Annotated in this window: 29 protein-coding genes and 1 riboswitch; of the genes, 3 read left to right on the top strand and 26 right to left on the bottom strand. The window is 26.7% G+C overall.

The window, feature by feature from the left end:
* A partial coding sequence (locus tag N3D74_00125; protein MCX8094590.1) for a DUF11 domain-containing protein occupies positions 1-1,793 on the bottom strand: 1,793 nt, incomplete at its 3' end.
* A gap of 213 nt (positions 1,794-2,006) precedes the next feature.
* Positions 2,007-2,123, top strand: a riboswitch (TPP riboswitch).
* 40 nt (positions 2,124-2,163) lie between these two features.
* Between N3D74_00125 and thiT the strand changes: the two genes are divergently transcribed.
* Both thiT and N3D74_00135 read left to right on the top strand, forming a co-directional pair.
* Positions 2,164-2,802, top strand: coding sequence for an energy-coupled thiamine transporter ThiT (gene thiT / locus N3D74_00130; GenBank protein ID MCX8094591.1), 639 nt, complete (start codon positions 2,164-2,166; stop codon positions 2,800-2,802).
* A gap of 77 nt (positions 2,803-2,879) precedes the next feature.
* Entirely contained in the window at positions 2,880-3,509 is a 630-nt protein-coding gene (locus N3D74_00135) for a thiamine diphosphokinase (protein ID MCX8094592.1), read from the top strand.
* On the opposite strand, the gene rpmB is transcribed toward N3D74_00135, so the two are convergent.
* The 25 genes from rpmB to rapZ form a co-directional block, all read right to left on the bottom strand.
* Positions 3,490-3,687 (bottom strand): 50S ribosomal protein L28, encoded by a 198-nt coding sequence (gene rpmB, locus N3D74_00140; protein ID MCX8094593.1) that lies wholly within the window; start codon positions 3,685-3,687, stop codon positions 3,490-3,492. The two genes, N3D74_00135 and rpmB, sit on opposite strands and share 20 nt — an antisense overlap.
* 89 nt (positions 3,688-3,776) lie before the next feature.
* Positions 3,777-4,712: a hypothetical protein gene (locus tag N3D74_00145; GenBank protein ID MCX8094594.1), complete on the bottom strand. Its 936-nt coding sequence runs from the start codon at positions 4,710-4,712 to the stop codon at positions 3,777-3,779.
* 81 nt (positions 4,713-4,793) lie between these two features.
* Entirely contained in the window at positions 4,794-5,564 is a 771-nt protein-coding gene (gene xth, locus N3D74_00150) for an exodeoxyribonuclease III (protein MCX8094595.1), read from the bottom strand.
* Positions 5,561-6,172 carry an NTP transferase domain-containing protein gene (locus N3D74_00155; GenBank protein ID MCX8094596.1) on the bottom strand — a complete coding sequence of 204 codons (612 nt, stop codon included), beginning with the start codon at positions 6,170-6,172 and terminating at the stop codon, positions 5,561-5,563. The genes xth and N3D74_00155 overlap by 4 nt, the downstream gene beginning before the upstream one ends.
* Positions 6,159-6,371, bottom strand: a complete 213-nt coding sequence (locus N3D74_00160; protein ID MCX8094597.1) for a type II toxin-antitoxin system prevent-host-death family antitoxin — start codon at positions 6,369-6,371, stop codon at positions 6,159-6,161. Before N3D74_00160 ends, N3D74_00155 begins: the two co-directional genes overlap by 14 nt.
* Position 6,372: 1 nt before the next feature.
* Positions 6,373-7,008 (bottom strand): iron-sulfur cluster assembly scaffold protein, encoded by a 636-nt coding sequence (locus N3D74_00165; GenBank protein ID MCX8094598.1) that lies wholly within the window; start codon positions 7,006-7,008, stop codon positions 6,373-6,375.
* Positions 7,009-7,010: 2 nt separating this feature from the next.
* On the bottom strand, positions 7,011-8,171 hold the full coding sequence (locus N3D74_00170; GenBank protein ID MCX8094599.1) for a cysteine desulfurase: 1,161 nt from the start codon (positions 8,169-8,171) through the stop codon (positions 7,011-7,013).
* A gap of 5 nt (positions 8,172-8,176) precedes the next feature.
* A complete protein-coding gene (locus tag N3D74_00175; GenBank protein MCX8094600.1) occupies positions 8,177-8,476 on the bottom strand; it encodes an iron-sulfur cluster assembly protein in 300 nt (99 codons plus the stop codon).
* Positions 8,466-8,855, bottom strand: coding sequence for an iron-sulfur cluster assembly scaffold protein (locus tag N3D74_00180; GenBank protein MCX8094601.1), 390 nt, complete (start codon positions 8,853-8,855; stop codon positions 8,466-8,468). Before N3D74_00180 ends, N3D74_00175 begins: the two co-directional genes overlap by 11 nt.
* Before the next feature lie 9 nt (positions 8,856-8,864).
* On the bottom strand, positions 8,865-10,016 hold the full coding sequence (locus tag N3D74_00185; GenBank protein MCX8094602.1) for a cysteine desulfurase: 1,152 nt from the start codon (positions 10,014-10,016) through the stop codon (positions 8,865-8,867).
* A 49-nt stretch (positions 10,017-10,065) separates the two neighbouring features.
* A complete protein-coding gene (gene asnS, locus N3D74_00190; GenBank protein MCX8094603.1) occupies positions 10,066-11,358 on the bottom strand; it encodes an asparagine--tRNA ligase in 1,293 nt (430 codons plus the stop codon).
* On the bottom strand, positions 11,355-12,545 hold the full coding sequence (gene coaBC / locus N3D74_00195) for a bifunctional phosphopantothenoylcysteine decarboxylase/phosphopantothenate--cysteine ligase CoaBC (GenBank protein MCX8094604.1): 1,191 nt from the start codon (positions 12,543-12,545) through the stop codon (positions 11,355-11,357). The genes asnS and coaBC overlap by 4 nt, the downstream gene beginning before the upstream one ends.
* Entirely contained in the window at positions 12,526-12,714 is a 189-nt protein-coding gene (locus N3D74_00200) for a hypothetical protein (GenBank protein MCX8094605.1), read from the bottom strand. The genes coaBC and N3D74_00200 overlap by 20 nt, the downstream gene beginning before the upstream one ends.
* On the bottom strand, positions 12,704-13,276 hold the full coding sequence (gene gmk / locus N3D74_00205; GenBank protein ID MCX8094606.1) for a guanylate kinase: 573 nt from the start codon (positions 13,274-13,276) through the stop codon (positions 12,704-12,706). Before gmk ends, N3D74_00200 begins: the two co-directional genes overlap by 11 nt.
* Positions 13,277-13,290: 14 nt before the next feature.
* Positions 13,291-14,424 (bottom strand): S41 family peptidase, encoded by a 1,134-nt coding sequence (locus N3D74_00210; protein ID MCX8094607.1) that lies wholly within the window; start codon positions 14,422-14,424, stop codon positions 13,291-13,293.
* A 12-nt stretch (positions 14,425-14,436) separates the two neighbouring features.
* Positions 14,437-15,567: a peptidoglycan DD-metalloendopeptidase family protein gene (locus N3D74_00215; protein ID MCX8094608.1), complete on the bottom strand. Its 1,131-nt coding sequence runs from the start codon at positions 15,565-15,567 to the stop codon at positions 14,437-14,439.
* Positions 15,567-16,463, bottom strand: a complete 897-nt coding sequence (locus N3D74_00220) for a permease-like cell division protein FtsX (GenBank protein ID MCX8094609.1) — start codon at positions 16,461-16,463, stop codon at positions 15,567-15,569. The genes N3D74_00215 and N3D74_00220 overlap by 1 nt, the downstream gene beginning before the upstream one ends.
* A complete protein-coding gene (locus N3D74_00225; GenBank protein MCX8094610.1) occupies positions 16,438-17,103 on the bottom strand; it encodes an ATP-binding cassette domain-containing protein in 666 nt (221 codons plus the stop codon). Before N3D74_00225 ends, N3D74_00220 begins: the two co-directional genes overlap by 26 nt.
* A complete protein-coding gene (trxB, locus tag N3D74_00230) occupies positions 17,104-18,009 on the bottom strand; it encodes a thioredoxin-disulfide reductase (protein MCX8094611.1) in 906 nt (301 codons plus the stop codon).
* 6 nt (positions 18,010-18,015) lie between these two features.
* The gene (locus tag N3D74_00235) at positions 18,016-19,200 is read right to left on the bottom strand and encodes a phosphoglycerate kinase (protein ID MCX8094612.1); all 1,185 of its coding nucleotides are present in this window, start codon (positions 19,198-19,200) and stop codon (positions 18,016-18,018) included.
* A gap of 1 nt (position 19,201) precedes the next feature.
* On the bottom strand, positions 19,202-20,209 hold the full coding sequence (gene gap, locus N3D74_00240; protein ID MCX8094613.1) for a type I glyceraldehyde-3-phosphate dehydrogenase: 1,008 nt from the start codon (positions 20,207-20,209) through the stop codon (positions 19,202-19,204).
* Between the two features lie 52 nt (positions 20,210-20,261).
* Positions 20,262-21,545, bottom strand: a complete 1,284-nt coding sequence (rpoN, locus tag N3D74_00245) for an RNA polymerase factor sigma-54 (GenBank protein ID MCX8094614.1) — start codon at positions 21,543-21,545, stop codon at positions 20,262-20,264.
* Complete coding sequence (gene whiA / locus N3D74_00250; GenBank protein MCX8094615.1) at positions 21,535-22,449, bottom strand: DNA-binding protein WhiA; 915 nt, start codon at positions 22,447-22,449, stop codon at positions 21,535-21,537. Before whiA ends, rpoN begins: the two co-directional genes overlap by 11 nt.
* Complete coding sequence (locus N3D74_00255; GenBank protein MCX8094616.1) at positions 22,437-23,750, bottom strand: YvcK family protein; 1,314 nt, start codon at positions 23,748-23,750, stop codon at positions 22,437-22,439. The genes whiA and N3D74_00255 overlap by 13 nt, the downstream gene beginning before the upstream one ends.
* Positions 23,747-24,613 (bottom strand): RNase adapter RapZ, encoded by an 867-nt coding sequence (gene rapZ, locus N3D74_00260; protein ID MCX8094617.1) that lies wholly within the window; start codon positions 24,611-24,613, stop codon positions 23,747-23,749. Before rapZ ends, N3D74_00255 begins: the two co-directional genes overlap by 4 nt.
* A 67-nt stretch (positions 24,614-24,680) precedes the next feature.
* On the opposite strand from rapZ, the gene N3D74_00265 reads away from it, so the two are divergent.
* Positions 24,681-25,082: a DUF4878 domain-containing protein gene (locus tag N3D74_00265; GenBank protein ID MCX8094618.1), complete on the top strand. Its 402-nt coding sequence runs from the start codon at positions 24,681-24,683 to the stop codon at positions 25,080-25,082.
* The last annotated feature ends 5 nt before the right edge of the window (positions 25,083-25,087 follow it).

The following is a 25,087-nucleotide window of genomic DNA, read 5'->3' on the forward strand; positions in this document are numbered from 1 at the left end:
GTTATTGTGAATGTTATATTGCTTCCAACATTTGGATTTGAGTTGTTTACACTCTTTGTAAGTGATAGATCAATAACTGCACCTGGGGTTGTTGATTCACAATCATAATCATCTCCTTGACCATCTCCTGGTGTTGAATCTGAATCACTCTCATTTGCTGCTGTTACTTCAGCACAGTTGTTATAGTTTCCAGATGAATTTACAGTTACTGTTATTTGAAGTGTTGCTGAAGAGCCACTATTTATTGTTCCAACACTCCACAATCCATTTGTTGGATTGTATGTTCCTTGAGATGCAATATGTGAAACATATGTATATCCAGAAGGTAATAGATCTGTTACTTGAACACCAGTTGCTTGAGATGGTCCAGAGTTATTTAAAGTTATTGTGAATGTTATATTGCTTCCAACATTTGGATTTGAGTTGTTTACACTCTTTGTAAGTGATAGATCAATAACTGGTTGTTTAATTTCAACTCTATAATCTTCCACTTCACCATTATTTTCTAAACCAGTATATGATGGAGAAGACACTGAATAGGTTGTAAATCTAAAACGCGCATATGTAAAACCAAGTGATGCATAAGAAGGAACAGCAAAAGACAAATTATTGGTACCAGCAGTAAGAGGTTGATTTGTAAAAATTCTTTCACCAGCATCTGCCCAATCTCCATCAATATTAAAATCTAACCATGCATTTAAATATCCATTTGTTGAGGCGATAACTCTTATATTTGCATTTTGGCTTGGTGTTATATAAGATAAAAAAGTAACACCATCTTCATCATCTAAATTATTATTATCATCACCTAAAGCATTAAAGTCAGGCTGACCATTATTTTCTCCATCTATTAAAGTACCAAGATATATACCTGTAAAAATTTTGTGTCTAGCACCATTATTTGATTGTAAAGTAGGATAAGTTGGGTCTGGAGAGTCTCCATAATCATATTCGTGAACAGTAACAATTGCTCTATCTTCTCCATAGTCACCATTATAATGAAAACTACTTCCACTTTTATCATAGATAAATGGACCAACATAAGTTATACCTTTACCTTTTGCAAGTAAATTCCATGTTGAGGTCATTACATAACCGCCTGTATTTGTCATCATCAAATCTGGTGTTGGTGGCACAGGAGGAGTTGTACTAACACTTATAGGCTCAACAATTGCTGGATCGTATCCAACAATGGGTATTGTAACTATATCATAAGTTGTAGATGTGTATGCTTGAACTTGCAATTGAAATATCTCTCCTATTCCTGGGTCAGAAGATGATGGTGTTATTGATATAATCTCATTTCTACTCTGAGATACTAATTTTTCAACATATAATGAACCTATAATTGGATTTGGAGTAATTGATGAGACATTATTACCAGAAACAATTATTGCATAATTTCTACTTGTCAAATGAGCACTTTTCGTTCTCTGAACTACTACAAGAAAAAATACATCTTTGGTTTGTCCTGGACTTATATCTCCTAAATTTTTTATACTTAATTCATTTGGATGAAGATTTATATATGAGTTAGATGAAGTCCATGAAAAAGTTGCTTGTACATTAGTAGCATTTTCTGAACCAGTATTTTTAATATGAATTTGGATTAAAAATTCTGCCGGACCTTCTATTTCGGGTTTGTTACTATCTAAACCAATAATATCCCAAGATCCCTTTGTTAATGTTAAGGTAGTTGCTGCTTTAACAATTTTTATATTTGAAAATGGAAAGTTTATAAAAAGGGTCAGTGAAATAATTAGCATTATAAATATGGCAAACCTTTTTTTCATAATTTTTAACCTCCAAAATTTATTTATGGGACCGGGTTTGCCATTGGCTCCATTCTGTTCAAGGCAACCATCTCATGAAAAGAATTTCATCGCCTTCCCATTCTAAAAACTATATGATTAAATATTAATAAACAATACTAATTTTGTCAATAGTTTAAAAAACTCATTGAATGAAAATTTTTACTAATTTAAAAAATAAATTTATAGTATAATATAAAAGGCCAGGGGTGCTGCCTTGTTTGGGCGGCTGAGAGGGAAAGAGTAAATCTTTCCCAACCCTTTGAACCTGAACTGGGTAATGCCAGCGGAGGAAGTGCTAAACATTTCCCCCGCTTCCCTTGGCTAAAATTTTATGAAGGGAGGCGTTATTATGCAAAACTTTTTTGAAAGATTCAATGAATTTTTTTCAAACCCCACTGTTCACACTATTATTATGATTGTAATGATTATTTTATCTGCACTTTTTTTGGGAATTGTTTTAAGAAGAAAAGAAAGATTAACATCAAGACAAATCGCTGAAATAGGCCTTGCACTTGCATTATCAACAATATTGTCTGAAATAAAAATTTCAGGATTTTGGGCTCAAGGAGGTTCTGTAACTGCTGCATCTCTTGTTCCAATTATGATTATTGCTTTTAGATATGGTGGAAAAGTTGGTTTAACAGTTGGAATTATCCATGGTTTAATTCAGTTAATAATTGGTCCTTATGTAGTTCATCCAATTCAACTTCTACTTGATTATCCTATTGCTTTTGGAATGATAGGTTTATGTGGATTTTTTAACAAAAATAAAGTTTTGGGAATTATAATTGGTCTTGTTGGTAGATTTTTTATGCATTTCATCTCAGGAATAATTTATTTCTCTCAATATGCACCAGAAGGATGGAATCCAATATATTATTCATTTGTTTATAACATTTCTTATATTGTTCCAGAAATAATAATTTCTGTAATTGTCTTTAAACTCGCTGGTGAAAGATTAGTCGAGATTTTAAAACAAACTACATAAAGATTTTCTTAATTAAATTTAAAACCTAGATTAATATATGCAATTCTTATATTATTTATATAAGGAGAAGAAAAAATTTGATCAATTTAAAAAGAGCAATAATTGTATTAAATGGAAATCTTTCAAAAGATTTAGAAGCTTACAAAAAAAGATTAAATGATAACACATTGATAATATCATGTAATGGTGGATATTTTAATTCTGTTAAATTAAATATTAAACCAGATTTAATTATAGGTGATCTTGATTCTATAAATCACATTAAATTTGAAAATAAAATAACTTTTCCAAAAGAAAAAGATAAAAGTGATTCTGAACTTGCAGTTGATTATTTAATCGAAAGAGGTTTTAAAGAAATTGAATTTTGGGGTGCAATTGGAGATAGAATTGACCACACTCTTTTCAATATCTCACTACTTGTGAAAATTTATAAGGAGGGTTGCAGAGGATTGATTTTTCACCCTCCTTTTTATATTTTCTTAATTGATAAAAGTTATAAGTTTCAGAAAAAAGAAAAGGGGATTATATCTTTTTATCCTATAACTTTTGAAATTAAAAATTTAAAGATAAAAAACTTTAAATATGAGTTAAATGGTAAAAATATAAATTTAGGAAGCTCAGAAACATTAAGTAATGAATTTATAGGAAAAGAGGGAGAAGTTTATTTTGATTATGGTCTTATTCTTGTTATAAGCGAGTCTCTATAAGTTCATCAAGTTTTTTATAACACTTAGAACAGACATTTAATTTCAATAATTTTCCATTAACAACTCTTTGAACTTTATGCAAATTAGGTTTCCAAACTCTTTTTGTTTTTCTATTTGAGTGTGAAACATTGTGTCCACTAATTGGTCCTTTTCCACAAATATCACATCTTCTTGCCATATCTATCTCCTCCTAAATAAAATTCACAGATTTCAATTATACTATAATTTTTTAAATTAGCAAAATTTTAATAAAGTTCAAGCACTTTTTTACACACTGAAAAATTTGTTTGATAGATATAAAACATATGGAAAAAATACTGGAATAAAGTAGTGACTCGATGGAATCCAAATTATTTTTGGCTTTCCTAAATTTTTCCATAGTTCTATAACAGAGTTTCTAACAATTACAAAATCAAAAATGCCATTTATAAATAGAATATCCCTTGGATTATTAAATGAAGAATATGTTAAGGGGTCAACAAGATACCATAATTTATCTGTTTTAATTAACTTTTTCTCTTTCTTTACCTGTTTAACATAGTCTAAAAATTGCTTTAGCTCTTCTTTATAACTTTTAAAATTATAACCTTTACTTTTATAATATTTTCTTGAAGAAATTCCATATAAACCTTCCCAGGTTAATCTCAATATATTTCCACCTCCCATTATTGAAACGCCCTTTTTTATTTCATCACTTATTCCCATTAATAAGTTCAATAAAATAGCACCAAGGGAAAGCCCAATTCCATAGAATTTTGAATCATTTTCAAATAATTTTAAAAAATAAATAAAATGTCTTAAATCAACAACGCTCTGCCTCATTGAAAAAAAATATTCTTCATCATCATTGCTTAAAAAAAGTTCACCACATTTTTTACCTTTAGGTGTTCTCTCTCTGTGAAAAGGTAGAGATATAAAAGATACTTTAAAACCTTGTTTTATAAAAAAATAAACACATGCATATTCAAATGCAGGATATGTTTCATGAACTGGATGAATGGCAATAATATTTATTCCATTAAAATTATTTTTAGGGTAGTAAATATAGCCATAAATAAAATTATTTTCTTCATATTTTGATTGAAGAGTACTTCTAAATTTAACTATTTTATATTTATAATTATTAAAAATTTCTTCTTTAATTTGTAAATCTTTAAAATCTTTATCAAATGAAAATAACTCATCTATATTTAAATATTCCATACTATTTTTAAATTCTATCACAAGTAAAAATTTGAGTCAGAATTTAAATATATGTAAAAAATTTTATAATAAAATAAATAGTTATTCATTTATTTCTATAATAACTGGGACATGGTCAGAGGGTTTCTCTAATTCTCTATATTCTTTTAATATATATAAATTTTTTAAATTTTTAATTATTGGTTTAGTTATTAAAATATAGTCCAATCTCATACCTTTGTTTTTTTCATAAGAATTCCATCTGTAATCCCACCATGAAAATTCTTTTTTACCTGGAAAAAGAACTCTAAAGGAATCATAAAATCCCCATGATAAAAATTCTTTAAATTTTTCTCTTTCTTCCTTTAAAAAACCAATTTCATTCTCAAGTTCTTGGGGATCATAAACATCTATATCTTCTAAAGCAACATTAAAATCACCACATAAAAATATTTTTTCATTATTTTTATGAAATCTATTAAAATATTTTTTTAATCTATCAAAAAACCTTAATTTATAAAGAAATCTTTCACTATTTTTAACACCTCCAAGTGGAACATAAGTGCTTATAAAATATTTTTCATCTATTTTTATAGCAATCAATCTTCTTTCTGTATCCTCTTCACCATCAAGAAAACCAATTCTCTCAAATTTTGGCTTTTCTCTTGAAATTATGGCAACTCCATTTTTTCCACCTTCACCAGAGAAAGAGACAAAAAGATTCTCTTTTTTAAAAATTTCAATAGGAAAATTTTCATCACTTATTTTTGTCTCTTGAAGGCAAATAATTTCAATTTGATAATTTTTAATTAAACTCAACAAATAGTTAATTCTTAATTTAATAGAATTTATATTCCATGTTGCAATTTTCATTTTAATACTCCTATATCATCTACTTCAATATCTTCAATTTTATCCTTATATTTTTTCAAAATATATGGAAGTCCTTTTTCTTTTCTTAAATTAAATAAAATTTTTTTCATACTAATTTTAAAAATTATTGGATGTCCTCTTTTATTATTAAAAGTAGGAATAAAAATTTCTTTATCAGTTTTAATTATTTTTTCAATTAAATATTTAACTGTTTCACTTTTAATATTTGAAAGGGTTGAAAAATGAAAACATATATACTGAACCTTTTCGCTTATACCTCTCATAGCAAGTTTAATTGAAGTGTATAATACATCTTGAGGATTTGGATTTACAATAACCTTTCCATTTAAAATATTCAAATTATTCATTAACCAATTTTTATCTTCTTCTTTTCCAACAATAAAAATATATTCATATATTTCTTTTTGATTAAATGAGTTTAATATTTTTAAAATTTTTTCCTTGTCAAATTTTCTTGCTGATAGAATTATAAAAGAAAACCTGGGATAATTAAAATCAAATTTCCTTGAAAAAATAACTTTTCCATTTTTGTAGATTTCTTCATTTAACAGATAAAAGTTGTCCAAAAGAAGTTTAATCTTCTTCAATTTTTAGATAGTTCTTTAAAAATTCTTTATTTTTTAGAATATTTACTGTTTCAACTAAACTTTCATAAAAATCTACATTAAGAAGAACACCAGATGGTTTACCTTTTTTAATAATAAGATATGATTTTCCTTTTTCGACTTCTTCAAGTATATCAAGAAGTTTTTCTTTTAAATTTGTTGCTAAAATAATTTCGAGCATTTTAATTTAAAAACTTTACATTAACCTCCTTCACATCCCATCTATATTTTAATTTTTCTTGTATTTCTTCTTTTATCGAATTAGCAAATTGATTTAACTCGCTCATATTTAATTCAATGGTAATTATTCCGTCTTTAATTTCAATAGATTTAACTAATCCTGAACCAATTATTTCTTTTCCTGTATTAGGATCTATAACATGTCTTAATCTCTTTCTGATTAAATTTTCATCAGTAGGTAATTTTTCTTTTTGAATTCCCATTTTCTCCTCATAATTTGTAATTGCTGCTTGAAGTGCATCAACTGCTAAAATAGAACAATGCAGTTTAACAGGTGGAAGCCCTCCTAATTCTTCTACAACTTCTTTCCAGGTTATCTTTTTTGCTTCTTCAAGTGTTTTACCTTTAACCATCTCAGTTACAATTGATGCTGTTGCTATGTTAGATGCACATCCAAAGGATTTAAATTTTATATCAATAATTTTTTGTGTTTCTTTATCAACTTTTATATAAACAGAAACCATATCACCACATGCTGGACTTCCTTCAGTTGCAAAACCATCTGGATTTTCTATCTCTCCAACATTTTTTGGATTCAAAAATAATTCTATGACTCTTTTAGAATATGGTATTGACATAATTAATTCTCCTTTTTAAGAGGACTCAAATCTCTTAAAAATTTTATTGTTTTCTTTAATTCATCAACTGTAAAATCAATTTCATCCTTTGTATTATATTTTGAAAGAGAAAATCTTATAGACCCATGTGCATCTTCATGGGTTAAACCCATTGCTAAAAGAACATGACTTGCTTCAAGAGATTTGCTAAAACATGCAGAACCAGTTATAAGAGAAACTCCAGCCATATCCATTCTTAAAACAATAGATTCTCCTTCAACATAATAAAATGTTATATTTAATATTCCAGGATGTGATCTCTCAATAGGTGTATTTATTCTAATATCTGAAATTTCATTTTTAATTCTTTCAAGAAGATATAATCTCAACTCATTTATTTTCTTTGAATCTTCATTAGCAAAAATTTCAACTGCTTTTCCAAGACCTGCAATTTGAGGAACATTTTCAGTGCCAGGTCTTATGTTAAATTCATTATATCCACCATTCATAATTGGTTCTATTTTTTCAAGATCTCTAATGTAAATTGCCCCAACTCCTTTTGGACCATGAAACTTATGCCCTGTAATTGTTAAAAAATCTATATTCATTTTTTCGAGGTCTATATCTAAGTATGGAAAACCTAAACAACTATCTACATGAAATAAAATTCCAAATTCTTTTGCTATTTTCCCAATCTCTTGAATGTGTTGAATAACTCCTGTCTCTTGATTTACATCTTGAACTGAAATAAGAATTGTGTTTTTCTTTATTAAACTTTTCAAGTTTTCTAGATCAACAAAACCATTTTTATCAACTTTTACATAAGAAACTTCAAACCCCTTTTTTTCAAGATGCTTTGTAACATTTAAAACTGAAAGATGTTCTATTGGTGATGTAATTATGTGATTTCCCTTTTCTTTTAGTTTATTGCATACACCTTTTAGAATAATATTATTTCCTTCTGTTCCTCCAGAAGTAAAAATAATTTCTCCCTCTTTTTTATTTAGTCTTTTTGAAATAAGTTCTCTAACATTTTCAATTTTCTCTTTTGCTAGAAGCCCCTCTTTATGACTAAAGATTGATGACGGTACTCCATAAATTTCTTTGTAATAATAATTAATTTCTTTTATAACTTCATCATCAACCCTTGTTGTGGTTGCATTATCAAGATATATTCTTTTCATAAAAATTAAATTCCAAGTTCTTTTCTTACTTCCTCTTTTATTCTTTCAGGTGTCCAAGGAGGATCAAATGTAAGTTCAACCTTTACACTACCAACATTTTCAATTTTTTTTAATTCTTCTTCAACCTTATTGACAAGATAACCTCCAATTGGACAACCAGCAAAAGTTAGTGTCATTAAAACATAAATATCATTATTTTCATTTATATCAAGTTTGTATATAAGTCCTAGATCCCATATATTTATAGGAATCTCAGGGTCATAAATTCCTTTTAAAACTTGAATTACTCTTTCTTTATCTATCATTCTTTCCTCCTTTTGCTTCTAAATAGTTAATGACTGCTTTTTTAAATGCTTCTATAGATAAATTTCCACAATTAAGAATATCATTAGGTAAATTACCAAAATTTTCTTTTAGAAAATTTATATCTAAATTTAAACAATCTTCAAGTTTTGAATTTATAAAATTTTCAGAAATTATACTAGCACTACTTATTGCAGAGGGACAACCTAAAATTTTATATTTTATATCTATTAATTTTCCATCTTTAATTTTTATATAAAAAATTACTTTTCCACCACTTTTTTCCTCTTCTACTTCACCAATTGAGTCTGGATTTTCTAATTCTCCCACATTTCTTGGATTTAAAAAATGATCAATAAATTTATCACTAAATATATTCATTATAATTTCCTATTTAGGAGCTAACTCTCTTAATTTTTTGATTCCTTGGGTTAAAATTTCATTAAAATATTCTATTTCTTTAGGGTAGTTAAATTTTCCAAGAGAAATTCTTATTGTATTATAAGCAAGTTCATCAGACATTCCTATTGCTTTTAATACATGAGATGGTTCTTTTTCTTTTGCGCTACAGGCAGCACCAGCAGAAACTATAATTCCATTAATAGCCAAATAAACTAATAAAGATTCTGCTTTTACACCCTCTATAGTTATACTTAGGTTATTTGGTAATCTTTTTTCAGGATGTCCATTAATATAAACTCCATCTATTTCTTTAATTCTCTTTTCAATCATATCTCTCATAAATAATACATTTTTTCTTTCTTCTTCCATCTCTTTTAAAGCAATATTAACTGCTTCTCCCATACCAATTATAGAGGGTGAATTATGAGTACCAGATCTTAAACCATCTTCTTGATGACCTCCATCCATAAAAGGTTCAATCTCTACTCCTTCTCTTATGAAAAGAGCGCCAACTCCTTTTGGTCCATAAAATTTGTGAGCAGATAAAGAAAGTAGATCAATATTCATTTTTTGAACATCAATATCAATGTGACATGCGGTTTGTACAGCATCAGTATGAAAAAGAATTCCATTTTCTTTACAAATTTTTCCAATTTTTTCAATCGGTTCAACTGTTCCAATCTCATTATTTGCATGCATTACAGAAACAAGAAGTGTATTTTTTGTTATAAATTTTTTTAAGTCATCTGGATTAACCATTCCATATTTATCAACAGGAAGAAATTTTACATCAAATCCCCATTTTTTAACTGTTTTTAGAGTTCCAATTATTGCCATATGTTCAATTGGTGTTGAAATAATTTCTCCCTTTTTATCCCAATATCTTAGACATATTCCTTTTATTGCCCAGTTATCTGATTCTGTGCCACCAGAAGTAAAATATATCTCATTTGGTTTACAATTTAAAAGTTTTGCAATATATTCTCTAGTTTTTATCATTTCTTCTTCTACATTTTTAGCAAGTGGAGAGTAATTTGAAGTCATTGGGTTCTCATATAGTTCTGAAAAATATTTACTCATCTTAAAGAGTACTCTACCATCAACTTTTGTAGTAGCGGCATTATTTAAATAAACATACATAAAAAGTTTCTCCTTTTTGAAAAAATTTATCAATTATATTATAACACTTTTAAGGATAAATTTTCTCAAGTAATCTTGGAAGAGGTATTGTCTCTCTTACATGATGTATTCCACAAATCCATGCAAGAGTCCTTTCAACACCAAGTCCAAATCCTGAATGAGGGAAGGTTCCATATTTTCTAAGTTCTAAATACCATTCATATGGTTCAAAAGGTATATTTAATTCTTTCATTCTATTTATAAGTTTTTCATAGTTATCTTCTCTTTGACCTCCACCAACTATTTCACCATAACCTTCTGGTGCTAAAAGATCAACAGAAAGGGAAAGTTCTGGATTTTCTGGGTCTTCTTTCATATAAAAAGCTTTACATTTTTTTGGATATTTATAAACCATTACTGGTTTTTCAAACTCTTCAGATATTGCTGTCTCTTCATCTCCACCAAAATCTTCTCCCCAAGGAATTGCTTTTCCTTTTCTTTTTAAAATTTCAAGAGCTTCTGTGTAAGTTACTCTTGGAAATGGAGGCTTAACTTTTTCAAGTTTTGTTGTATCTCTTTCAAGAATTTTTAACTCTTCCTTTTTTCTTTCAATCACTCTTTGAACTACATAAGATACAAAATCTTCGATTAATTTCATATTTCCTTCAAGATCTAAAAATGCAACTTCTGGTTCAACCATCCAGAACTCCATTAAATGTCTCCTTGTTTTTGATTTCTCAGCTCTAAAAGTTGGACCAAAGCAATATACTTTTCCAAATGCTGCTGCGCCTATTTCATTATAAAGTTGTCCACTTTGTGAAAGATATGCTTTTTCACCAAAATAATCTATATCAAAAAGAGTTGTTGTTCCTTCACATGCAGATGGAGTTAAAATTGGAGAATCAAAAAGAAGGAATTTGTTTTCATAAAAGAAATCTCTTATACTTTTTATAAGTTCATTTCTTATTCTTTGAATAGCCCATTGTTTTCTTGAACGAAGCCATAGATGTCTATTAGCCATTAAAAATTCAACACCATGCTCCTTTGGACCAATTGGATAATTTTCAGTAAGTTGAATTATTTCAATATCTTTAGTTAATATTTCATAACCACCTATTGCTCTTTTTTCTTCTCTAACAGTTCCTCTTAAAATAAGAGATGATTCAAGTGTCAATTTTCTTGCTTTCTCAAAAACCTCTTCTCCAACATCTCCAAGTGAAACTATACATTGAGTAAATCCTGTTCCATCTCTAATAATTAGAAAAATTATTTTCCCAGAAAATCTTGAATTATATAACCATCCTCTTATTTCAACATCTTCTCCAACATAATCTTTTAAATCTTCAATATAAACCCAATTCATAACTCCTCCATAAAATCAAAAATTATTTTTGCAACCTCACCTTTTGATAAAACAGGAAAAGCATATATCTTATTATCATTTCTTTTCATAATTAAAATTTTATTTGTTTCAACTTCAAATCCACTTTCATATGAAATTGTATTAATAATTAACATGTCTAAATTTTTTTCAAAAAATTTTTTCTTTGCATTCTCAATTAAATTTTCAGTTTCAAGAGCAAAACCTATGAGTTTTTGATTTTTTTTTCTTTTACCCATTTCTTTTAATATATCTATTGTCTCTTCTAATTCAAGATTATATGAAAAGTTTTCTTTTTTTATTTTTTCCTCATAAAACTCTTTCGGTTTGAAATCGCAAACCGCAGATGACATAATTAAATAATCACAATTATCAAAATTATTAGCTACTTCATTAAACATTTCTTCTGCTGAAATTATGTTTAAAAACTTTAATTTTGGCGGAGGTGATAAATTTACAGGTCCTGAAATTAAAGTTGTCTCTGCTCCTCTTAACACACTTTCAATTGCTAATTCAAAACCCATTTTTCCACTTGATGGATTTGAAATAAATCTTACTCTATCGATGAATTCTCTTGTTGGACCTGCTGTAATTAAAACTTTTTTTCTCTCTAATGTTTTTTTATAAAGAATGTATATAATTTCAAATAAGATTCTATCATTTTCAGGTAATCTTCCTTTACCAATGTCTCCACCTGCAAGTGCACCAACCTCTGGTTCTAATATATAAAAACCTCTTTCTTTTAAAATTTTTAAATTTTCTTGAGTAATTTCATTTTCATACATATTTGTATGCATTGAAGGAACTAAAAGAATTTTTGTTTTTGAAGAAAGTGGGAATAGTGTAATGAGATTATCGGCTATACCACTTCTTATTTTTGCAATTGTGTTTGCGGTTGCTGGTACAATAACATATAAATCTGGCCAGTTAGCAAGTGATGTATGAATTATTTTTCCTTTATCATATGTTTCAAATTGATCAATAAAAACATCGTTTTTAGTTAATATTTTAAGAGTATATGGAGTTACAAAATTAACTGCGCTTTCACTTAAAATAACTTTAACTTCACAATTTAATTTTATTAAATCTCTGATAAGATTTGGTACTTTATAAGCAGCAATTCCACCAGTAATACCTATTAAAACTTTTTTATTGTTTAGTGATCTCAACTCTTTCTTCCTCTATATCTTTTGCTGCAACTTCAATAAAAGAAACTGGAGTTTTTTGAGGTGAAGGATAAAGAGCAAAGAGTTCTTTTGCTCTTTTTATAACTCCAATTGTGAATATATATTTATTTCCTTTTGTTCTTTTAATAGCTCTGTCAAAATTAATTGCCATATGTTTTCCTCCTTTCTTTTTCAATTATATCTAAAACTTCTTTTACTGCTTTATCTATTGAATCATTAATAATAATATAATCATAATTTTTGCTTTCCTCAAGTTCTTGAATTGCAAAATTAAGTCGCTCTTGAATTTCATTTTCTGTTTCACCTCTTTTTCTCTCTATAATTCTTCTTTTTAGTTCATCAAAGTCAGGTGGTGCAATAAAAATAAAAATTGCATTCTTTTTATCAAATAATTCTCTTATTTTTCTTGCACCTTGAATTTCTATTTCAAGAATTATATCTTTATCTTGTTTTAAATTTTCCATTACAAAATCTTTACTGGTTCCATAATAGTAATTGTAGACTTTAGCCCATTCAAGGAAGAAATCTTTCTTAATCAAATTTTCAAATTTTCTTTTGCTTATAAAAAAATAATCTTTACCCTCAATTTCTCCTTTTCTTTTTGGTCTAGTAGTGTAAGAAATTGAATAAATAATTTCAGGCTTTAATTTCAAAACTTCTTTTATAATAGTTCCTTTTCCAGAACCAGATGGACCAGAAATTACAATAAGCATGATTAAATTATATATTATTTAATTAATGATTTTAAATATTCTATTGCTTTTACCATTTGAGAATCCATAAATGGATCTTCTTTATTTTCTTTATATTCAACAATTATATCAGGTTCTATTCCTTTTCCATTCAATGAATATAAACTTGGTGTAAGATATCTTTCTGTTGTAAGTTCAAGCCCATAACCACCTTTTATATTATAAATTGTTTGAATTAAACCTTTTCCATAAGTTTTTGTTCCAATGAGAGTACCTAATTTTCTATCTTTAATTGCACCTGCAAGAATCTCACTTGCTGAAGCACTATTTTCATTAACAAGAACAACCATTGGCATATCTAAACCAGTTCCATAAGTCTTAAATTCAACTCTCTCACCTTTTTTTTCTGTATAAAAAAGAGTACCCTCAGGAAGTAAATAATCTGATACTTTCTGAAGAGAAGATAAAAGGCCTCCTGGATTATCCCTAATATCAAGTATTAAACCTTTTATTTTAATTTTTTTAAATTCGGATAATGCATCTAAAACTTCTTTTGGTGTACTATCTGTAAATGTCAATATTTTAAGATAACCAATTATATTATCTAAAATTTTATAACTAACAGTCTCGGCAATTATTTTTCTTCTTTGAATTCTGAAAGAAAATGTTTCACTATCTTTTTCTACTTTAACATTTACATAAGTTCCTTCTTTCCCCCTTACCATATTTGCAACTTCATCAAGAGAGAGACCTTCTGTTGTTACTCCATCAACTTCTATTATAAAAGAACCAACAGGAAGTCCTACTTCATATGCAGGAGAGTTTTTAAAAACTTGTAAAATTTTGATTTTATTATCTCTAACTCCTATTAATACGCCTATACCAACATATTCACCAGAAATATCTTCTCTAAATTTTGAATATTCTTCTGGTGTAAAAAAATTTGAATAAGGATCATTCAATGAAGAAACTAAACCTTTACAAAGTTCAACTTCATTTTTTTCATCCACATAATTTTTAACAATAAGATCACTTACCTCATTTAATAATTCAAATTTATTAGACGATAAAGGCTTTATGGGTTTATTAAAAATTAAATAGGAAAGTGAAAATCCAAATATAAATGATCCAACAATTAAAATCAAAAATAATAAATAAATTTTTCTCATAATTCACCTCTTTTAAGGTAACCATTTTTGGGGATCAACTGGTTTACCATCAATTCTAATTTCAAAATGAAGATGTGGACCAGTTGATAACCCTGTATTACCAACATAACCAATAATATCACCTTGGCTAACATATTGATTTAATTCAACAGTGAAATATTGCATATGTGCATAAACTGTTGATACATTACCACCATGTTTTAAAAATACTACAATTCCATAAGAACCAAGCCATCCAGCGTAAATTACTATTCCATCTGCAACTGCCTTTATTGGTGTTCCTATTGGCGCATCTATATCTGCTCCTGAATGAAAGGACCATATACCATAAATTGGATGAATTCGCATACCAAATTGAGAAACAATTGGTCCTTTCACTGGCCAAATTATATTCCCAACTTCTGGTAATTTTTTAGCAAGTTCTGCTCTTCTAATAATTTCTTGAATTTTCTCTTCTTGTTCATCGATTTTCTTCTTGTAAATTTCTATTTCTTTTTTATATTCTTCTTCTTTTGTTAAAAGAGTTTTTAATAAATTATCCCTCTTTTTTTCTTCTTCTATTAAAGAAATTTTTAATGTTTCATTATTTTTTAAAAGTAATTCTAAGTTCTTTTTTTCTTTTTCTAAATTCTCCCTCTCTTTTTTTAATATTTCTTCTTTTTTTCTTAAATCCTCTAAAGACTCTCTATTTGATCTTATAAGAATATTTAAAAAATTTATCCTAGTAAAAAGTTCTCCTATCGTTTTTGATGAAAAATAGATATCAATTGGAATTTCATTTTTTATTTTATATATTAAGAAAAGTTTATCACCTATCATTTCTTTATCTTTATCTATCTCTATTTGAGTCAAAGAAATATTATTTTCTAAAATTGAAATTTTGTTTTTTGTCTCATTTATTTTTTTTTCTAAATTTGCAATTTTTAAACTGACATCTTTTATTTTTGATTCTATTTCATCAATTTCTCCGAGAATTGTATTTTTATACGAAACTGTTTCATTTAATTTCTTTTGGAAAACTTCAAGTGTTGATTTTAAATTATTTAAAATTCTTTTCTCTTTTTCTAAATCATCATCAGCAATGATTAAATTTGGTATAGTTATAAAGAAAATTAAAATTATTATAAGTAGGAGCTTCTTCATTAATAAATCTCCTTAAGATATCTTTTAATTACAAAATAAGAAACTATAATTGATATTATAATACTTAAAATATTTAAATAAATATAGGGTTTAAATCCATATTTGTTTACAAAATTTTCTACCTCAAAAAATGGAAGAATTAGATTTAAAAGTTTATTTAATTCAATATATGATTTATTTAATAATATAGAAGAAATAATACTTCCAAAAATACTTAAAATTATTCCTTCATAGTAAAATGGTCTTTTAATATATGATGGTTGAGTTCCTATTAATTTCATAATTTCAATATCTTCTTTTCTTGCATAAAGTGAAAGAGAAATAGTTGATGATAAAAAGAAAATAAAAATTCCAATGAAAATTGCAAAAACAATTAAACTTAAAAATGAAAAAGTTTTTATTGAAAATAATATTTTATCAACAAGGTCTTTCGAATAGAAAAAATCTTGTATTTCAGGAAATTTTGAAATTGCATTAATTATATTTTTAACTGAATAAACCGATTCAGGTTTAACAAAAAAAGTAGGAGGTAGAGGGTTTTTATTTAAATCTTTCAATATATTTTCATATTCAGGATACTCTTTAATTAAATTTTCAAGTGCTTCATCTGGTGAAATATATCTTATACTTTCAACACCTTTTATTAATTTTATTTCATTTTGAATTTCATTTATTCTATCTTGAGTTGTATCTTTTTTTAAATAAAATGAAATCTCAATTTTGCTCTCAACTCCCTTTTTAATTCCATTTGAATAATCAAGAAAGAAAAAAATCATTCCTATTGAATATAATGAAACTACTATTGCTAAAAAATAAATGAAAGTCAAAAAAATTGATCTTTTAATATTTATTAATGCTTCTTTTATCTCTCTAAGAAATATGAGGAAACTTTTCATGAACTTTTTTGCCATCTCTTAAATATATGACTCTTTTATTATATCTTTTAATTATTTCTTCATTATGAGTTGACATTATAATTGTTGTTCCTTTTAAATTTATTTCTATAAAAAGATCTACAATTGAAAATGAAGTTTTCCAATCAAGATTACCTGTTGGCTCATCAGCAATAATCAAATCTGGTTCATTCACAATTGCTCTCGCTATAGCAACTCTTTGTTTTTCTCCGCCTGAAAGTGTATGAGGGAATCTATTTTTTTTATCAATTAACCCCACTCCATTTAAAACTTCAATAACCTTTTTCCTTATTAAACTATTAGGTAATCCTAAAATTTCAAGTGGAAAAGATACATTTTCATAAACTGTTTTTTTTGGAAAAAGTTTATAATCTTGAAAAACTGTGCCGATTTTTCTTCTTAATTCATATATATTTTTAAAATTTTTAAGTGAATCATTTTTAAAAAATATTTCACCTCTTGTTGGTTCTATTTCCTTTCTTATTAATTTAAGTAAAGTTGTTTTACCAGCTCCTGTTGGCCCAGCTATAAAAACAAATTCACCTTTCTCAATTTCAAAACTTATATTTGATAATGCTTCTTTATCGCCATAAAACTTATATACACCTACAAATTTTAACATTTAATCGCAAAAATCAATACAAAAAGTATTTGCTGCAATTGCGCCATCACTACAAGCTGTTATTATTTGTCTCAAACTCTTTTTTCTAACATCTCCTGCTGCATAAACAAATTTTACATTAGTTCTCATTTCTTCATCTGTAATAATAAATCCATTTTCATCAAGATTTAGTTTATCTTTAAAAATTACGCTATTAGGATTCAATCCAACATATATAAAAACACCATTGACACTTAACTCTAAATTTTCATTTTTTTCTTTATTATAGACAATTACTTTTTGAATTCTTTTATCTCCTATAATTTCTTTTAATTCAGAATTAAGGATTACTTCTATTTTACTATTTTTAAAAACTCTATCTTGTAAATATTGTGCTGCACGAAATTTATCTCTCCTATGTATAAGATATAATTTATTAACAAATGTTGTAAGATATAATGCTTCGGTTAATGCAGAGTCTCCACCTCCTACTACAATAACATCTTTATTTTTATAAAAATATGCATCGCACACAGCACAATAAGATACACCTCTTCCAGTAAATTCTTTTTCACCAGGAATGCCAAGTTTCTTTGGATTTGCTCCAGTTGCTATTATTATTCCCTTTGATTCATAAATTTCATTTATGGTTTTTACTTTATTAAGCTCACCAAATTCAACATCAACAACTTCATCATTGATTATTTCAACATTGAACCTTTTTGCTTGTTCAGTTAACTTTGTTGCAAGTTCAATACCAGAAATACCCTCAGGAAAACCAGGAAAATTTTCTACTAGATCTGTAAGAGGAACCTGACCACCAGTACCCAATTTTTCAATTAACAATGTTTTAAGGCCAAATCTTTTTGCATAAATTGAAGCAGTTAGTCCTGCTGGGCCCCCACCTATAATTATCAAATCGTACATTTTAAATTATTCCTCTAACAAAACCTTTATACCTGGCAAAATTTTACCTTCTAGAAACTCAAGAAGAGCTCCACCACCAGTGGATACATGTGTCATTTTTTCAAGATAACCAAATTTATTTAAAGCAGAGATTGTATCTCCACCTCCTACAACTTTTGTTCCTTCAACTTCACTAACTGCTTTAGCAATTTCCTTTGTTCCATTTGAATATATTTCCATTTCATAAACACCAAGTGGGCCACTCCAGAAAATTGTTTTAGCATGTTTTATCTCTTCTTTAAAAATTTCAATAGTTTTTGGTCCTATATCGACTCCATACCAATCATATGGAATTTTTTCAATTGGTACTATCTCATGATCTTTTCCTTCTTTCAATTCCTCTGTTACATGGACATCAACAGGAAGTAAAAGTTTTACATTTTTCTTTGAAGCTAATTGAATTATTTCTTTTGCAGTATCTTCCATTTCTCTTTCATAAATTGAAGATCCAATATTATAACCCTCTGCTTTGAGAAAAGTAAAAGCAGAGCCACCTCCTATAAGTATTGAATTAACTTTATTAACTAAATTTTTCAAAACACCTATTTTATCTGAGACTTTTGCGCCACCAATTATTATTACATAAGGTCTTTCAGGATTTTCAATAAGTTTAGATAAAGCATTTACCTCTTTTTCCATTAAAAAACCAGCGTAAGAAGGTAACATACTGGGTAAAAGAAAAACGGAGGTATTTTCTCTATGAGAAACAGCAAAAGCATCACTAACAAAAAGATCACCAAATTCTGCGAGTTTCTCAGCAAATGATTCTACATTTTTTTCTTCTTCTGGATAAAATCTTAAATTTTCAAACATAACAACATCGCCTTCAATAAGAGAGTTAACAACTTTTATCGCTTCTTCACTATATACATCGTCAATTAATTTTACATCATAGTTTAACATTTCACTCAATTTATCTCTTACAGGTTTTAAAGATAAATCTTTTTTTCTCTCTCCTTTTGGTCTTCCAAGATGAGTAAGAATAATAATTTTTGCACCATTTTTTCTCATATAGTTTATAGTTGGAAGAGTCTCTTTTATTCTTGTATCGTCTCTTACAATGAGATCTTCAGTTAATGGGACATTATAATCAACCCTATAAAGAACCCTTTTGCCTTTTAAATCAACATTTTTAAGAGTTCTTAATCTCACTTTATACCCCCTTATCAAAAATATATTTTGTAAGATCAGCAATTCTTACTGAATATCCCCACTCATTGTCATACCATGAAAAAACTTTAACTAAATTTCCATCAATAACATCTGTTAGAGAAGCATCAACAATACCTGAATATTCACTACCTTTAAAATCAGATGAAACCACCGGATCTTCTGTATAACCAAGTATTCCATAAAGATAAGTTTCAGATGCTTCTTTCAAAACTTTGTTAACCTCTTCAGGTGTTGTGTCTTTTCTAACTAAACATGTAAAATCGGTAATTGATACTGTAGGTGTTGGAACTCTTAAAGCAATTCCATTTAATTTCCCTTTTAGTTCTGGGATAACTAATGCAACTGCTTTTGCAGCACCAGTAGTTGTTGGAATAATATTTGTTGCAGCACTTCTTGCTCTTCTTGGATCTTTTTTATGTGGTGCATCAAGTAGCATTTGATCGTTTGTATAAGAGTGTACAGTTGTCATTAGCCCTTTCTCTATAATAAAATTTTTATGTAAAACTTTAACAATTGGAGCAAGTGAATTTGTTGTACATGAAGCGTTTGAAATTATATTATGTTTTTTAGGATCATACAACTCTTCATTTACTCCTAAAACAATTGTTATATCTTCGTTTTTGCTAGGTGCAGTAATAATAACCTTTTTAGCACCAGCATTTAAGTGTAATTTTGCTTTTTCACCATCGGTGTATACACCAGTTGACTCAATGACTATGTCAATATTTAAATCTTTCCATGGAAGATTTTCAATATTTTTTTCTTTTAAAAATATAATTTCTTTGCCATCTAATATTAATTTATTATCTTTTATTTGAAAATCTTTTTCATAAACCCCATAATTCGAATCATATTTTAATAAATAAGATAACATGTCTAAATCAAATAGGTCATTCACAGCAACAATCTCAATCCCACCATATTTTTTCTTAATTGCTTTTAAAACTTGTCTACCAATTCTTCCAAAACCATTGATTGCTACTCTCATTCAATCCTCCTTTCTTTTTATTAAATATACCAGATTATTTCTAATTTTAAAATTATTTAATTTTTCTTTTATTTTTTGGAGGAATATTTAACTCTTCTCTATATTTTGCAACAGTTCTTCTTTTTATAAAAATACCTCTTTCATTTAAAATTTTTGCTATATCTCCATCTGAAAAAGGCTTCTCTTTATTTTCATTCTCTATTAAATCTTTTATCATCATTTTAATTTTTGTTCCAAAAACACCTTTTTTTAATTTTTCTTTACCAAGGAAAAATTTTAGTGGAAAAACACCTTTTGGAGTTTCAATATATTTTTCATTTAAAATTCTTGATACTGTTGAAATTGAAATATTAAGTTCATTTGCGATTTCTTTCAATGTTATATTTTCTAAATATCCATCCTTTAAGAAAAAATTTTTCTGTTTTTGAATTACAAAATTTGCAACATTTAATATCTTTTCTTCTCTCTCAGATATAAGATAAATAAGATCTTTTGCATCTTTTACTTTATTTTTAAAAAATTCTCTTTCTTCTTTTGTTAATTCAAAAATCCTTGATTTAATATTGTTATAAAGTTCTTCATTAAATTTTACTTTTGGAATTATTGAATCATTATAAATAACTTTTAGAGAGTTACCTTCTTTTTCAAGATATAGTTCTGGTAAAATATACATAATTAAACTTCTTTCAAAAATTTTGGTTGGATATATATAAACTTTTGAGAGTTTATTTAAATACTTTTCATCTAACTCTTCATTTTTTAAAAATTTATCAATAATTTCTTCCCATTTTTTAATTTCTTTTTTATCGATTAAATTATTTCTTATAAGCTGTATTAAAATACTCTCTTTTTCATTACAAGCAAGAACTCCTGGTGGATGAAGTTCGTTTTTTAGGGTATTTAAAACTTTTAAAATTTTCTCTTTACCAACTTTTAAATCTTTTTTAATATCATTAATATCAATTCTTAATAAACCTATATCATCTATGTTTCCAATTAAATATTTTGCAACTTTATTTTCAATTTCATCAAAATTAAATAAAATTAATTGATCTTCAAGATAATCTTTAAATGTTTTTTCTTCTTTTATAAAACTATCAAGATAACCCTTTGATTCTTTATCTTCTAAATCTTCAATATTAAAATCATCTGGCAACTCATCAAAATCATTATTTTCAATCTCTAAAAAGGGATTTTCTTCAAATCTATTAATTAATATTTCTCTTAACTCTATAGCAGGGTAATATAAAATATTCATTAATTGAATTAAATTTTGTCTTAAATATAAATTTTGTGATAATTTTGTAAGACTTTTTAATTCTACTCTACTCTTCATTCTTTAACCTCATAGCAATTTTAATTATTCTTCTCAATCTATGATTAACACATGATTTTGTTACTCCAAGTTTTAAAGCAAGTTCTCTTAAACTTAAATCTGGGTATTTTAATCTCAATTCGACTATCTTTTTCAAGGCAGGAGTTAAATTTTTATAATATCCTTTCTCTTTAATATAAATTATAGCATCTCTCGCTTTAATATACGCATCAACTGTTTTCTTTAAATTTTTTATTTCATAATTCACATTTTTTGTTAATTCATTTCTCATGTCTTTTATAAGAGAATTTTCAAAAATAGAGAAAAAAGATTGAGAAGCACCAATAAATAATAAAAATTCTTTTATATCATCTTTATTTTGTAAATACAAAATTTTATAACTATTTTTATCTCTCTCTTTAAAATTGAAATGATTTACTTTTGCAATTTCAAAAAATTCATAATATGAAGATTCTTTATTAAACCTTATTTCAAGATAATAACCCTTTTTAGGATCTCTAATAGCGCCAGATCCAAGAAAAGAACCTCTTAAAAAGCTTTTTATAGAACCTTCTCCTTTTGGCTTGAAATGAACTTTTAAATCTTTTTCATCTATTAAACCTGATCTTATTAAATCATCTAGTTTAACATTATAAGAAATTTCAATAAAATTTCTTCCTTTTAATTTGAATAACTTTATTTCTCTTTTTCCTGTAAAAATTTTGTTTGAATCTGAAATTACTCTTCTTGATATTTCAGGAGATGGAATAACAAAAATGACACCACTTTTTTCTCTACTAATGAATATATTCCCACAAGTAAGTAAAAAACCTTGAATTTCAGCTAAAATTTCATTATATTCTCTTGGTTTTGTTCTTAATATATCTCTTTTAACATTATTTGTATATAAATCTAAATTTTCCATTTCAATATCTTATTTAATGTTTCATATATTTTATGAGGGTTATGTCGCAAATATCCAGTTTCAACCGTTACAAAATCATCTTTAATTATTTTCAAATTTAACTTTTTCAATTTATCTTCATCAACAATTACCGGATAAGAATTATACTCTTTATATTTATTAAGGTAATAATCGCTTATCTTACCAATGTTCACAATTATATAATCAAAAATTTTCTCTTTTGTATATTCATAAATTTTTTCAACATGCATTGATGCTGTAAAATTGTCAGTTTCACCACTCTCTGTCATTAAATTTAAAATATAAATTTTTTTCGCTTTTGAATTTTTAATTGCTTCAACAATATGGTTAAAAAGAAGAGGTGGAATAATTGATGTGAATAAACTTCCAGGTCCTATGACAATTAAATCTGCGTTTTGTATTTCATTTATAGCTTCATAAGTAGGTTTTGCATAAAATGGTTCGAATGAAATATTTTTTATTTTGCCCCTTTTTTTTCTAATATTTGTTTCACCATAAATTATATCTCCATCTTCAAACTCCCCTTTAAGAGTTAATATACATTCAGATACAGGTATAACTTTTCCATATAAATTTAGAGCCTCTTCTAATTTTTTGATTCCATAAAGTAAACTATCTTTTAATTTTATAGAACCAGCAATAAGTAAATTACCTATTGAGTGTCCTTGTAATGTGTCGCCTTCTTTGAATCTATATTGGAATAAATCTTTTAAAAATTCTTCACTTTCTGATAAAGAAACAATACAATTTCTAATATCTCCAGGTGGTGGAATTCCTAATTCTTCTCTTAATCTTCCAGAACTGCCACCATCATCTGTAACAGTAACTATTGCTATTGGATAAAATGGATATTCTTTTAAGCCTCTTAAAATTGTTGACATTCCGGTTCCCCCACCTATTGTTACTACTTTTTTCAATTTTTTCTTAAATCTATATTTATGAACTATATTTACAACTTCATTTCTCTTCTCCTTAAGTAATGCTGTAAAAAGAGAATTTAAAAGTCTTTGAAAACCAAATACTATAAAAAATATACCGACAAAAAAATAAAGAAGTGCAATTAATTTTACAAGCCAATTTGGAAATGTAAAATTACCTTTCATGAAAACTATAATAAAATCAATGATTAATCTTTTTATTGCACCAAGAGTTGTAAAATCAATAATTACCATTAAACCAAGTGCGAGTAGGGTTAAACCAAGAATCATTAAAAGTATCCACCTTTTAACATTCATTCCTGGATAAAACCACTTTAAAAAACTTTTAATTTTCTCTTTCATTCTTTTCTAATATCCCTATGAAAAATTGTTGATTTATATCCATAATTTTCTAATATTCTTTTAACTTCCTCTCCAATAACAACAGACCTATGTTTTCCACCTGTACAACCAAATGAAATTATAAGTGATGTTTTACCTTCTTTTATATATTCTGGAATTAAAAAAAGAATTAAATCTTTAAATTTAGATATAAATCCCTTTGTTATCTCATGAGAAAGAACAAAATTTTTAACCTCATCATCAAGACCAGATGTATTTTTTAACTTATCTAAATAAAACGGATTTGGTAAAAATCTTACATCAAAAATTAAATCTGAATCTATTGGAATTCCATATTTATAACCAAAGGTTATTATTGTTATTGACATAATTGATTCTTTAATTTCTTTTAATGTATCTATCAGTTTTACTTTTAAATCTGATAGTGTCATATCTGTTGTATCTATTATTACATCACTTAAATTTTTTATAATACTTAATTTTTCTTTTTCAATTTTTATAGAAGAGAGTAAACCTTCTTCAGAATGTAGTGGATGTTTTCTTCTTGTTTCTTTATATCTTTTTATAAGTGTATCAAGATCAGCATCAAGAAATATTATAAAAGGATTCACTCCATCCTTTTTTAATTTTTCAAGAATAATTGGGAAACTTTTTTCAAATTCACTCTCTCTTATATCAAGTGTTATAGAAACTCTTTTTATTTGTGTTGCTCCTTTTTTAAACATTTCAATACATTTTTCAATCAAATTTAATGGTAAATTCTCTATACAAAAATATCCAATATCTTCTAAAAACTCAGATGCTTTAGTTTTACCTGCTCCAGATATCCCTGTTATTATAACAAAATCTTTTGTTTTATTCATCAAATAAATTTTATCATTAAAAAATTTATATTATAATATTATAGATTAATTGAAAAGAGGTGAAGTTATGAAAAAAAGTATTCTTTTTATTTTGACTTTATTGATTTTAATTTCGACAACTTTAATATCTTGCACAAACACAAACACTCCAGAAGGAACTCTTATACGATACTTTAAACTTATTATGAGAGAGAATTATGAAGATGCGTATAAACTTTTATCTGGTGATATGTTAAAAGAAAAGGGGACTCTTGAAGATTTTAAAAATTCTTTTGAATTAATGAAAAAAAATAATAGAAAAATTACAAGAGTAAGAATTGAAGATGTTGTTTTGTCTACAGATAAAAAAAGAGCAAGAGTTCATTTTGTTTTAACAATAAATGAAAGTGGTCAAGATGTTGAATATAGGGGTGCTTACATATTAATTTTATATGATGATGGTTGGAAAATTGAGGGTTCTATATTTTAGATTAT

The organism is Caldisericia bacterium (genome assembly GCA_026414995.1).
Lineage (GTDB): Bacteria > Caldisericota > Caldisericia > B22-G15 > B22-G15 > JAAYUH01.